The 12,104-nt window shown below is 72.5% G+C and carries 11 protein-coding genes; 6 read left to right on the top strand and 5 right to left on the bottom strand.

Annotated features, from left to right (window positions below; translation table 11 throughout):
* Positions 1-74: 74 nt before the first annotated feature.
* The 4 genes from ACFW9D_RS22260 to ACFW9D_RS22275 all read right to left on the bottom strand — a co-directional run bounded on the left by ACFW9D_RS22260 (position 75) and on the right by ACFW9D_RS22275 (position 4,993).
* The gene (locus ACFW9D_RS22260) at positions 75-2,540 is read right to left on the bottom strand and encodes an ATP-binding protein (protein ID WP_384624114.1); all 2,466 of its coding nucleotides are present in this window, start codon (positions 2,538-2,540) and stop codon (positions 75-77) included.
* A gap of 264 nt (positions 2,541-2,804) precedes the next feature.
* Entirely contained in the window at positions 2,805-3,128 is a 324-nt protein-coding gene (locus tag ACFW9D_RS22265; RefSeq protein ID WP_188336839.1) for an STAS domain-containing protein, read from the bottom strand.
* A gap of 183 nt (positions 3,129-3,311) precedes the next feature.
* Positions 3,312-4,163: a 3-hydroxyacyl-CoA dehydrogenase family protein gene (locus ACFW9D_RS22270; RefSeq protein WP_188336840.1), complete on the bottom strand. Its 852-nt coding sequence runs from the start codon at positions 4,161-4,163 to the stop codon at positions 3,312-3,314.
* Between the two features lie 191 nt (positions 4,164-4,354).
* Positions 4,355-4,993, bottom strand: a complete 639-nt coding sequence (locus ACFW9D_RS22275; protein ID WP_188336841.1) for a TetR/AcrR family transcriptional regulator — start codon at positions 4,991-4,993, stop codon at positions 4,355-4,357.
* 81 nt (positions 4,994-5,074) lie between these two features.
* On the opposite strand from ACFW9D_RS22275, the gene ACFW9D_RS22280 reads away from it, so the two are divergent.
* From ACFW9D_RS22280 to ACFW9D_RS22290, 3 genes are read left to right on the top strand one after another with little or no spacing between them, the layout of a single operon-like run.
* The gene (locus ACFW9D_RS22280; RefSeq protein WP_384624117.1) at positions 5,075-5,857 is read left to right on the top strand and encodes an ABC transporter ATP-binding protein; all 783 of its coding nucleotides are present in this window, start codon (positions 5,075-5,077) and stop codon (positions 5,855-5,857) included.
* 5 nt (positions 5,858-5,862) lie between these two features.
* Positions 5,863-6,618 carry an ABC transporter permease gene (locus ACFW9D_RS22285; RefSeq protein WP_188341305.1) on the top strand — a complete coding sequence of 252 codons (756 nt, stop codon included), beginning with the start codon at positions 5,863-5,865 and terminating at the stop codon, positions 6,616-6,618.
* Between the two features lie 13 nt (positions 6,619-6,631).
* A complete protein-coding gene (locus ACFW9D_RS22290) occupies positions 6,632-7,204 on the top strand; it encodes a cob(I)yrinic acid a,c-diamide adenosyltransferase (protein WP_188336843.1) in 573 nt (190 codons plus the stop codon).
* A 47-nt stretch (positions 7,205-7,251) separates the two neighbouring features.
* Here ACFW9D_RS22290 and ACFW9D_RS22295 read toward each other — a convergent pair whose 3' ends face one another.
* Positions 7,252-7,803: a hypothetical protein gene (locus ACFW9D_RS22295; RefSeq protein WP_188336844.1), complete on the bottom strand. Its 552-nt coding sequence runs from the start codon at positions 7,801-7,803 to the stop codon at positions 7,252-7,254.
* Positions 7,804-7,973: 170 nt separating this feature from the next.
* Between ACFW9D_RS22295 and ACFW9D_RS22300 the strand changes: the two genes are divergently transcribed.
* The 3 genes from ACFW9D_RS22300 to ACFW9D_RS22310 all read left to right on the top strand — a co-directional run bounded on the left by ACFW9D_RS22300 (position 7,974) and on the right by ACFW9D_RS22310 (position 11,882).
* On the top strand, positions 7,974-9,164 hold the full coding sequence (locus ACFW9D_RS22300; RefSeq protein ID WP_188336845.1) for a sensor histidine kinase: 1,191 nt from the start codon (positions 7,974-7,976) through the stop codon (positions 9,162-9,164).
* A gap of 5 nt (positions 9,165-9,169) precedes the next feature.
* A complete protein-coding gene (locus tag ACFW9D_RS22305; protein ID WP_384624120.1) occupies positions 9,170-9,814 on the top strand; it encodes a response regulator in 645 nt (214 codons plus the stop codon).
* Positions 9,815-10,007: 193 nt separating this feature from the next.
* The gene (locus ACFW9D_RS22310; RefSeq protein ID WP_188336846.1) at positions 10,008-11,882 is read left to right on the top strand and encodes a glycoside hydrolase family 18 chitinase; all 1,875 of its coding nucleotides are present in this window, start codon (positions 10,008-10,010) and stop codon (positions 11,880-11,882) included.
* Positions 11,883-12,104: the final 222 nt, after the last annotated feature.

Genomic DNA, 12,104 nt, shown 5'->3' on the forward strand with positions numbered 1-12,104 from the left:
CCCGCCCGCTACGGGACTGCGGCGGAGCCGAAGGGGGCGCCGGGGAGGCCGTACGCCGATACGACCCCGCTCCCCTACGAAGCCTCCGCCGAGCCGGAGTCGGAGGCGCCCGGGGCCGACTCCGGTGGGGCGCCGGTCTCTGTCGCCGGCGGCGAGGACGAGGGCGGCTGGGAGGTCGGCGGGGCCGAGGACGTCGGCGGCTTGGTCGTCGGCGGCCTCGTGGTCGTCGGCGGCTTGGTGGTGGGCTTCTTCGTCGGAGACTTCGTGGGCGACTGGGAGGGGGCGTCCGACGACGCGGACTCGCTCGGCTCCTCGGAAGGCGATCCGCCGGCCGAGTCCGAGGGTGTGGGCGAGCCGGAGGCGCCGGTGTCGCCGGGCCGCGCCGAGGCCCCGTCCCCGGTGGCGGCGGGATCCACCGGGTCCGTGACGAGCCCGTCCCCGCCGTCGTCCACGGAGGCCGTCGGACGGGTGCCGACGCTGTCGGAGGGCGGCTCGTTGCTGGACGTGGCGCCGAGTGTCACGACGGTGCCGAGCACGGCGACGAGCAGCGCCCCGGCCCCGGCCGCGACGAGGTTGCGCCGGGTGCCGCTGACGAGGGACTTGCGGGCAGGCTCCCGCCCGCCGTAGACGACGGGCGCGGGCGGCACGGCGGCCTGCCGGCTCACCAGCGTCTCCGGCTCGCGCGGCGGGGCGGCGTAGAGGGCGGAGGCCGCGGGGATGCCGGCGGGCGGCGACGCGGACTCCTCGTGCATCGCGTCGGGGACCTCCTCGCCCGCGGCGGTGCGGCCGCCGGGCAGGACGCCGCCGGAGCGGTCCGCGACCAGGGCGAGCGCGCGCCGGCCCGCTATCGTGCCGCGCTTGTCGGCGAGGGCGCCGCGCAGGCCGATGGAGGCCTCCAGTTCGGCGCGGGCGCGGTCGAGCTGCCCGCCGAGCAGCGCGAGGATGCCCAACTCGTGGTGGAAGTAGGCCTCTTCGGGTACGTCCCCGGCCAGCCGGGTCGCCTCCTGGCCGGCTCGCAGGGCGCGCTCCCAGGCGCTCCAGGCGAGCCCGGCGGCGAACGCGGGCGCGGCGGCACGGGCCAGCTCCACGGCGGGGCTGGTCTCGCCCTCGGCGGGCGGGGCCGTCAGGGGCAGCAGGGCGCTCAGCGCGGCAAGGACGGCGTCGCTCTCGGCGGCGACCCGCTCGGGCCCGACGGAGGGGTGTCCGGCCCACCAGGCGTAGTGGAGGGCGGCGGTGCGGGCGCGCTCGGCACTGTCGTCGCCGTAGCCCACGCCCTCCAGCTGGGTGCGGACGCCGGACGCGAGCCGGTAGTGGCCGCCGACGGAGGTGACGAGGGCGCTGGAGACGAGCTCGGCGAGGGCGGCGTCGGCGTGCGTGTCGCCGACGAGCGCGGGCAGGTGCGCCTGGTGCGGGATCTCGCCGCCGAGCAGGACGGCGAAGCGGAGGGTGTCGCGGGCCGAGGCGCTCAGCCGGGAGGCGAGCAGCGCGGCGGGCGCGGCGCCCTCGGCGAGCGAGGGCAGCGGCACGTCGGACCCGCCCGCTCCGTCGACGGGTGCGTCCGGCGCCGCGTCGGCGGCGGGGGCGTCGAAGACGCTGAGGTCGTCGAAGGCGCTCGACGCGGCGCTCAGCCGGTCGCGCTGGCGGAGCAGGGCTCCGGCCTGGGCGAAGCGCAGCGGGAGTCCCTCGGACTCGAACCACAGGTCGCCGGCCCACTGGGTCTCTTCGTCGGTGAGCACGCGGCCGACGGCGCGCTCCAGGAGCTCCAGGCTGCCGCCGCGGCCGAGGCCTTCGAGGAGGACCTCCTCGACGTGGGCGTCGGCGGAGGGGGCGGCCACGTCGGGTGTGGCGGCGAGCAGGAAGGCGCACTCGGGCGTGGCGTCGAGAAGCTCGTCGAGCGCGTCGCCGCCGAACTCGAGGTCGTCCAGGAGGACGACGGCGCCTATGCCGCGGACGAGTTCGAGCAGGAGCGCGCGGTCGGGGCGGTGCAGCGGCGCGTTGTAGACAGTGCCGAAGAGGTCGTACAGGAGGTCGGTGGCGGAGCGGCGGTGGCCGGAGAGCCGGATGACTCCGTCGGGCGCGATGTCGAGGCAGTCGTCGGCGAGCTGGTCGAGCAGCGCGGTGCGGCCCGAGCCGGAGGGTCCGGTCAGGCGTACGGAGCGACCGCGGGCGAGCAGCCGGACGAGGCGCTCGCGGACCTCCTGGCGCTCCAGGAGCGGGAGCCGGGGCAGCGCGGGGCCCGGCGGCAGCGGCGGGCGGGCCGCGCGCGCCCGTTCGGCGCGCTCGGTGGCGTCGTACTTGACGGGCCGGCCCGGGCGCTCGCCGGGCGGGCAGGGCTCGATCTCGCTGCCGTCGACGGGGTTGACGGTCAGCAGGAAGTCGCCGGAGACCAGCTGCACCGTGCGGGCGAGCGCGGGCGCGGGCTGGCCGAAGTCGGGCGTGACGGGGTCGCGTGGCGGCCGTGTCCGGCCCCCGTGGCCGGGCGTGTCGCCACCCGGCCGGTCCTGGCCGAAATCTTCCGGTCCCCGGTTGATCGGGTCCATGGTCAAAGCCCCCCAAAAGCGTGGTGTGCCGCTGCCCCTCCCGGCCTGTGCACACTGCGCTGTCGCTTCTGGTCCGGTGCCCGCGCGGCGGGTGTCGTACCGCGGGCGACCGAACCTTAGACCTTGGCACAGTATCTACGAACACGCGGGGTGCCGCGGCGCCCGAGACATCACAGTCTCGTGAGGATTGTGCGCGCTTCCCACTGGAATGAACGATTCATCCGTGGGCCCGGGGCCCTGGGCCGTCTTTTCGCCGTCCGGAGCTCAGACGCGCGGCAGCGACTCCACGCCGATGCCGCCCTCGATGGCCAGGATCCGGTGCAGTCGCGTCGCGACCAGCAGGCGCTGCATCTGCGCCGGTACGCCTCTCAGCACGAGGCGCCGGCCGCAGCGGCCGGCGCGCCGGTGGGCGCCCATGATGACGCCCAGACCGGTCGCGTCCCACGAGTCCAGTCCGGACAGGTCGAGCACCAGATCACCGATGCCGTCGTCGACGGCGGTGTGCAGGACCGTACGGGCGTCCGCCGCGCTGCGGACGTCGAGGCGCCCCCCGACGACCAGCTCGGCGTGGTCGCCCCTGATGTGCATATGCGCTCCCCCTGAGTACGAGAGGTGTCCGTGTGATCCAGGCGATCTGGGTGATCCAGGTGATCTGGGTATGTCACTGCAACTGACTGGCGCGAGGCGCCAGAAGTTGCCGTCCGTAAGCGAACCGATACCGAAATCACCCCGAGGGGTGACATGGCGTCAGGCCCGCGTTCGATCGTGCGTTCAGCCGTGCTTGTAGAAGCCCTGCCCGCTCTTGCGGCCGATGTCACCCGCGTCCACCATCCGGCGCATCAGCTCCGGCGGCGCGAACTTCTCGTCCTGGGACTCCGTGTAGATGTTCTCGGTGGCGTGCAGCAGGATGTCGACGCCCGTGAGGTCGGCCGTGGCGAGCGGGCCCATCGCGTGCCCGAAGCCCAGCTTGCAGGCGATGTCGATGTCCTCGGCGGTGGCGACGCCCGACTCGTACAGCTTCGCGGCCTCGACGACGAGGGCGGAGATGAGACGGGTCGTCACGAAGCCGGCCACGTCACGGTTGACGACGATGCAGGTCTTGCCGACGGACTCGGCGAACTCCCGGGTCTTCGCGAGCGTTTCGTCACTCGTCTTGTAGCCGCGCACCAGCTCGCACAGCTGCATCATCGGGACGGGCGAGAAGAAGTGCGCGCCGACGACCCGCTCGGGGTGCTCGGTGACCGCCGCGATCTTGGTGATCGGGATGGCGGAGGTGTTGGACGCGAGCACGGCGTCGTCCCGCACGATCTTGTCGAGCGTGCGGAAGATGTCGTGCTTGACCTCGAGCTTCTCGAAGACGGCCTCGACGACGATGTCGGCGTCGGCGGCGGCGTCCAGATCCGTCGTCGTGGTGATGCGCCCGAGCGCCGCCTCGGCGTCCTCGGCGCTCAGCTTGCCCTTGCTCACGAACTTGTCGTACGACGCCTTGATCCCGCCGGTGCCCCGGGCGAGGGCCTCGTCGGTGACGTCGCGCAGGACGACGTCCCAGCCGGCCTGGGCCGATACCTGGGCGATGCCGGACCCCATGAGACCGGCGCCGATGACGGCGAGCTTCCCTGCCACGTGCGACTCCCCTAACCGCGAAAGCGCCGTACCGCCGAGCGTGCCGGCGCATACCGCTTAACCACTGTTCACATTGCTCTTTTGCGGACCTTAGCGTCCGTGAGGGGCCGTGTGGCCGCTAAGAGATGCGCGTCACGTCTCGAATGACGGACATCACACCGGTACGGCGCATCGGCGGGACCTCGCGCCCATCACGCGCCGCGTACGGCGTAGTTGAGCACCTTGTCGCTCAACAGGTCCTCGATGTCGTCGAGGACGTCGAGCATCTCGCGGGAGACCTCGTCGGGGCGGCCGCCCGCCATCATGCGGCGGCCGATCTCGCCCATGACCGTCTGGTGCACCCAGTTGATCTGGCCGGCGACGAGGGTGGGGCGCGGGTCGAGCGGGTCGGCGCCGACCTCCTCGCGCAGGGTCTCCTCGATGTTCTCCAGGACCTCCTGGGACAGCCGCCACATTCGGGAGCGCAGGGTCGGGGCGTCGTGCAGGACACGCATGAACCGGGAGTAACCGTCCATCAGGCCCACGCGCGGTGACACGGATTCGACCTCTTCGCGCAGTTCGCGCAGAACGGCCCGGGCCGCGGACTCCCCCACGGCGCGGCCGCGCACCCAGCGCGACATCCGGTCGACGACGCCGGCGCTGCGGTCGAGGAACAGGTCCTCCTTGGCCGGGAAGTAGTTGTAGACCGTGTTCACGGAGACGTCCGCGGCGTCCGCGACCTCCGCGACGGTCACCGCGTCGAAGCCGCGCTCCAGGAACAGCCCGGTCGCGACGTCCGAGATGTACTGCCTGGTCCGGCGCTTCTTCCGCTCCCTGAGCCCTTCTGCCATGTCCCGAGCCTAGCCGTTCCTGAGGTCCATCAAATTTTGGGGGCGTTGCAAAATTTAAGTGACTCTGTTTTTCTTGCGCCCATGGCAGTCATCAGCACGTCCGGGCTCGCCCGGACCTTCATGACCAGGCAGGGGCCCGTGGAGGCGGTCCGGGGCATCGACCTGCGGGTCCCCGCCGGCGAGATCCTCGGCTTCCTCGGGCCGAACGGGGCGGGCAAGACGACCACCCTGCGCATGCTCACCACGCTCCTCGCGCCGACCGGGGGCGCCGCCACCGTCGCGGGCTGCGACCTCGTCACCGACCCGGCGGGCGTGCGGCGCGCGGTGGGCTACGTGGCGCAGTCCGGCGGCGTCGACCCGACCGTCTCGGTGCGCGAGGAGCTCGTCACGCAGGGCCGCCTGTACCGGCTGACGAAGGCTCAGGCGCGGGACCGGGCCGAGGAGCTGGCCGCCGACCTCGGGCTCGGCGCGCTCATGGACCGCCGCACGGGCGCGCTCTCCGGCGGGCAGCGCCGGCGCCTCGACCTCGCGATGGGGCTCACGCACCGCCCCGCGGTCCTCTTCCTGGACGAGCCGACGACCGGGCTCGACCCGGGCAGCCGCGCCGATCTGTGGGACCTGGTCCGCGGGCTGCGCGACGCGCACGGTACGACGGTGTTCCTGACCACCCACTATCTCGACGAGGCGGACGCCCTCGCGGACCGGATCGTGGTCGTGGACGGGGGCGTCGTGGCGGCGGAGGGCACGCCGGACGCGCTCAAGCGCGCGTACGGCGGTTCGGCCGGCGCCTCGCTCCAGGACACGTTCCTGGCCATCACGGGACGCGGACCCGCGCCCGTCGACCCGACCCCGGTGGCGGTGTGAGCACGATGCGGACCCTGATCTCCGACACGGCGCTGATCTTCGGCCGGTACGCCCGGCAGACCCTCTCCTCGCGCTTCCAGATGCTCTTCGGCATCCTCATGCCGCTGCTCTACCTGCTCTTCTTCGGCCCTCTGCTCACCGGCCTGCCGCTCGGCTCCAGCGGCAGCTCCTGGCAGGTCCTGGTGCCCGGCCTGCTGCTCCAGCTCGGCCTGTTCGGCGCCTCGTTCTGCGGATTCGCCATCATCCTGGAGAACAACCACGGCGTCGTGGAGCGGATGCGCGTCACCCCGGTCAGCCGGCTCGCGCTGCTGCTCGGCAGGGTCCTGCGGGACACGGCCCTGTTCGTCTTCCAGGGCGCGCTCCTCGTCCTGACCGCGCTGGCGCTCGGCCTGCGCGCCCCGCTCGCCGGGATCCTGATCGGCTTCGGCTTCGTGGCGCTCGTCGTGGTGTCCCTGGCCTCGCTCTCGTACGCGCTCGCGCTGCGGGTCCGCACGCCGCAGGAGTTCGGGCCGGTCGTCAACGCGGTGAGCATGCCGTCGATGCTGCTGTCCGGGCTGATGCTGCCGATGGCGCTCGCGCCGGGCTGGCTGGACGTCCTGTCGCACGTGATGCCGCTGCGCTATCTCGTGGACGCGATGCGGGACGCGTACGTGGGCTCGTACGCGACGGCGCACATGCTCTCCGGGACGCTGGTCGCGCTCGTGTTCGCCGGACTCGCCGTGACAGTGGGCACACGTGTCTTCCGGCGGGCCGGAGCATAACTACCCTGGCGGCATGGTCAATCTGACGCGCATCTACACCCGGACCGGCGACCAGGGCACCACCGCCCTCGGCGACATGAGCCGCACCGCCAAGACCGATCTGCGGATCTCGGCGTACGCGGACGCCAACGAGGCCAACGCCGTGATCGGCACGGCGATCGCCCTCGGCGGCCTCGACGAGGAGGTCGTGGCGGTGCTGACGCGCGTGCAGAACGACCTGTTCGACGTGGGCGCCGACCTGTCGACGCCGGTCGTGGAGAACCCGGAGTACCCGCCGCTGCGGGTCGAGCAGTTCTACGTGGACAAGCTGGAGGCGGACTGCGACCGCTTCAACGAGCGGCTGGAGAAGCTGCGCTCGTTCATCCTGCCCGGCGGCACCGCGGGAGCGGCCCTGCTCCACCAGGCCTGCACCGTCGTGCGCCGGGCCGAGCGGTCCACCTGGGCGGCGATGGAGGTGCACGGCGAGACGATGAACCCGCTGACCGCCACGTACCTCAACCGCCTCTCCGACCTCCTGTTCATCCTCGCCCGTACGGCGAACCAGGAGGTCGGGGACGTGCTGTGGGTGCCGGGCGGCGAACGCTAGCGTGCGTGCCGGGTGCCGCGGGGCAGGCGGGACTTTCGACACACGCCCTAGCCCTTCGTCACCGACGCCGCGGGAGCCTTCTTCGGGAACAGGGTGTAACTGCCCGCGATGATCACGTTGAGGGCGATGACGACGAGCATCTTCTGCTGCCAGGCCCGCAGGGAGCTCACGTCGCCGTCGCCGCCGACGTACCAGACGGCGCCCTGGAGCAGGCCCATCGCGATGAGCGAGGCCAGCGTCCACAGGCCGGCGATCTTCCACTCGTGGACGGCCCGCGCCGCCCCGTACTTCGGGGTGCTCGGCGGCGGGCCACCCGCGAAGCGGTGGGCGACGCGGACGTCCACCCACTGGATCGTGTAATGGCCGAGCGCGATCGAGTAGCCGATGTACGCGGCGGCCAGGCCGTGCTTCCAGTCGGGTTCGGCGCCGTTCTTCAGGTCGATGACGGTGACGACGAAGAGCAGCACCTCGAGCAGCGGTTCGCACAGCAGGACGGCGACGCTCGCGCGCGGCATCTTCGCCCAGTAGCGCAGGGCGAGACCGGCGGCGAGCAGCACCCAGAAGGCGACCTCGCAGATGACGATCAGTACGGCGACCACGGTGGATGCCCCTTTCCGGTGCAGGCTCCCTTCCAGGTTCCGTGCCGGGTGCCGCTCTTTCGTCGTCACCGGTGACGAATCGCGACTGCATCCTTCGATGTAGCCGGGGCGCGCCGGGCTTCGTCCCGCGGCACCATGCCCGTGCCGCGCCCTGCGTGTTGGATGGGGGCATGCATCTCGCGCTCCCCCGCCCGCACCGCGACGACGTACGGATCGCGGTCGGCGGGCTGCTCGGCGGGCTCGTGCTGTGGGGGCTCGGGCTCGCCATGAACCCCGGCCGGGTCCTCGACGGTGCGTGGCTGCTCGTGCCGCTCGTCGCGATGTCGGGCCTGGAGCTGCTGCGCCGGACGCGGCCGCGGACGGCCGTGCTCCTGGGGACGGTCGCGCTGATCGCCGACCAGTTCACCCGGGGCAGTCTGGCGACGGTGCTCATGTTCACGGACCTGATGTACGCGGGCGCCCTGTACGGGCCGCCGGCCATGGCGCGCCGCCTCCCGGTGGTGACGGGTCTGCTGACGGTCGGGGCGACGCTGGGCTTCCTGGCCTGGTGGCGGCAGCCGGAGGCGGTGCTGGTCGGGGTCGCGACGGGGCTCGTCTCGTTCGGGCCCGCGGCCACCGGCCTGCTGGTGCGCGGCCACCGGGACCGGGCGGCCGCCGAGCGGCTGCGCGCGGAACAGACCGCGCTGCTCGCCGAGGTGGACCGGGCGCAGGCGGTCACGGCCGAGCGCGCCCGGATGGCGCGCGAGCTGCACGACATGGTGGCGAACCATCTCTCCGCCATCGCGATCCATTCGACGGCCGCGCTGTCCATCGACGACGCGGCGACCACGCGCGGCGCCCTGGAGACGATCCGGGAGAACAGCGTGGACGGCCTGGCCGAGATGCGCCGTCTCATCGGCATCCTGCGGGACGCGGGCGGCGACGCCGAGCCGGTCGCCGCGCCCACTCTGGACGGGCTGTCCGCGCTCGTCGACCAGGCCCGCGCCAACGGGCTCGACGCGGAGTCCGCCGTGACCGGCTCCGTGGACGGACTGCCGGCCCCGGTGGAGCTGGCCGCGTACCGCATCGTCCAGGAGTCCCTCACCAACGCGCTCAAGCACGCCTCCCCCGGCCCCGTCACGGTCGAGGTCGACCGCACCGGCGAGCAGGTCGAGGTGCGGGTCACCAGCCCGTTCGGGGACCGCGACGGGCCGCGCGCGCCCGGTTCCGGGGCCGGGCTCGTCGGCATGCGGGAGCGCGCCGCGCTGCTCGACGGCAGCTTCAGCGCGGGCCCCGAGGACTCCCCCGCCGGCCCGGTCTGGCGGGTCCGCGCGGTGCTGCCCCTGACCCGCCCCGCACCCCTCGAAGGAGACCTCGCGTGACCCGCGTGACCCGCGTACTCGTCGCCGAGGACCAGTCCGCCGTACGGGCCGGACTCGTCCTCATCCTGAACAGCGCGCCCGACATCGAGGTGGTCGGCGAGGCCGCGGACGGCGAGCGGGCGGTGGCGCTGGCCCGGGAACTGCGGCCGGATCTGGTCCTGATGGACGTGCAGATGCCGCGCCTGGACGGGGTTTCGGCCACCCGCGCGGTCGTCGCCGAGGGGCTCGCGGACGTGCTGGTGCTGACGACCTTCGACCTGGACGCGTACGTGTTCGGGGCGCTGCGCGCGGGCGCGGCCGGGTTCCTGCTGAAGAACACGGAGGCGAAGGACCTGATCGAGGCGGTGCGGACGGTGGCCCGCGGGGAGGGGCTGATCGCGCCCGCGGTGACGCGCCGGCTGATCGCGGAGTTCGCGGCGGCGGGCCCGCGGCCCGAACCGGCCGTCGCTCCCGCGGAGTTGGACGAGCTGACCCGGCGGGAGCGGGAGGTCCTGTCCTGCCTCGGCGAAGGCCTGTCGAACGCGGAGGTCGCGGCACGGCTCGACATGGCGGAGGCGACCGTGAAGACCCACGTCAGCCGCCTCCTCGGCAAGCTGGGCCTGCGCAGCCGGGTCCAGGCGGCGGTGCTGGCCCAGGAGTTGGGCCTGTAGGCCCCGTCCGGGGTCAACGGGCGCCCCATCCGGGCAGGTTGGCCGGAATCCGTAATTGGTTTAGACCTTGACCGATGGTCCAGACCTTTCTATTCTCGCCGCACTGCGTTGAGCACACCCCCCACCCCGGTGCTCATGGGCGTCGCAGGGTTCCACCCCCATCACGAACCCCGGAACACCCGAGGAGCATGCGATGCGCTCGACCGACGTACCCAGATCCGTCCCCCGGCAGCGACTGCGGCACAGAACCACCGCCGCGCTGGCCACCCTCGTCCTCCCCGCCGCGGCCCTCGTCGGCCTCGCCACCCCCTCCCACGCGGCCGCCGAGGCCTCCGCCGTCACCGCCACCTTCGCCAAGACCCAGGACTGGGGCAGCGGCTTCGAAGGCAAGTGGACGATCAAGAACTCCGGCTCCACGACGGTCAGTTCCTGGACCGTCGAATGGGACTACCCCTCCGGCACCAAGGTCACCTCGGCCTGGGACGCCACCGTCACCAACTCCGCCGACCACTGGACCGCCAAGAACCTCTCCTGGAACGGGACGCTCGCCCCCGGCGCCTCGGTCTCCTTCGGCTTCAACGGCACCGGCTCCGGCGCTCCCACCGGCTGCAAGCTCAACGGCGGCTCCTGCGACGGCGGCGACGTCCCCGGCGACACGGCCCCCACCGCCCCCGGCACCCCGACCGCCTCCGGCATCACCGACACCTCGGTGAAGCTGTCCTGGTCCGCCGCCACCGACGACAAGGGCGTCAAGAACTACGACGTCCTGCGCGGCGGCGCCAAGGTCGCCACCGTCACCGGGACCACGTACACGGACACCGGCCTCACCGCCGGCACCGACTACTCGTACACGGTCCAGGCCCGCGACACCGCCGACCAGACCGGCCCGGTCTCCGGCGCCGTCAAGGTGCACACCACCGGCGGAGGCGGCACCGACCCGGGCCCCGGCACGGGTGACGCCGTCAAGATGGGCTACTTCACCGACTGGGGCGTCTACGGCCGCCAGTACTACCCGAAGAACCTGGAGACCTCCGGCTCCGCCGCCAAGGTCACGCACATCAACTACGCCTTCGGCAACGTCCAGGGCGGCAAGTGCACCATGGGCGACGCCTACGCCGACACGGACATGGCGTACACCGCCGCCAACTCCGTCTCCGGCGTGGCCGACACCTGGGACCAGCCGCTGCGCGGCGCCTTCAACCAGCTGCGCCAGCTCAAGGCCAAGCACCCCAACCTGAAGATCCTCTGGTCCTTCGGCGGCTGGACCTGGTCCGGCGGCTTCGGTGAGGCCGCGAAGAACCCGGCCGCGTTCGCCGAGTCCTGCTACAACCTGGTCGAGGACCCGCGCTGGGCCGATGTCTTCGACGGCATCGACATCGACTGGGAGTACCCGAACGCCTGCGGCCTGACCTGCGACACCTCGGGTCCGGACGCCCTGAAGAAGCTGACCTCGGCGCTGCGCTCCAAGTTCGGCGCGAACAACCTGGTCACCGCCGCGATCACCGCCGACGGCTCGTCCGGCGGCAAGATCGACAAGGCCGACTACGCGGGCGCCGGCCAGTCCCTCGACTGGTACAACGTCATGACCTACGACTTCTTCGGCGCCTGGGAGGCCAAGGGCCCGACCGCCCCGCACTCCCCGCTCACCTCGTACTCCGGCATCCCGCAGCAGGGCTTCACCTCCGCGGACGCCATCGCCAAGCTCAAGGCCCAGGGCGTCCCCGCGTCCAAGCTCCTGCTCGGCATCGGCTTCTACGGGCGCGGCTGGACCGGCGTCACGCAGAAGGAGCCGGGCGGCACCGCGACGGGTCCGGCGGCCGGCACGTACGAGCAGGGCATCGAGGACTACAAGGTCCTCAAGACCAAGTGCCCCTCGAACGGCACGGTGGCCGGGACGGCGTACGCGTTCTGCGGCTCCGACTGGTGGTCCTACGACACGCCCGCGACGATCGGCTCCAAGATGGCCTGGGCCAAGCAGCAGGGTCTCGGCGGAGCGTTCTTCTGGGAGTTCTCGGGAGACACGGCCAACGGTGAGCTCGTCTCGGCGGTCGCCTCCGGCCTGAACTAGCCCTTGGGCGCCGCGCAACAAAGCCGAAGCCGAGCCGGTGGGAACGCCCCCCACCAGCTCGGCTTCTTCACGTTCTGTCGGGCCTGCGGGCCGGTGGGGGCTGGTCGCGCAGTTCCCCGCGCCCCTGGAGATGCGCACTTCGTGCGCGATCTCCATCAGGGCGGTGCCCCATCGGGGAAATGCGGCGCGAAGCGCCATGCATTTCAGGGGCGCGGGGAACTG

The organism is Streptomyces sp. NPDC059524, assembly GCF_042749255.1.
In the GTDB taxonomy this organism is placed as follows: domain Bacteria; phylum Actinomycetota; class Actinomycetes; order Streptomycetales; family Streptomycetaceae; genus Streptomyces; species Streptomyces xanthii.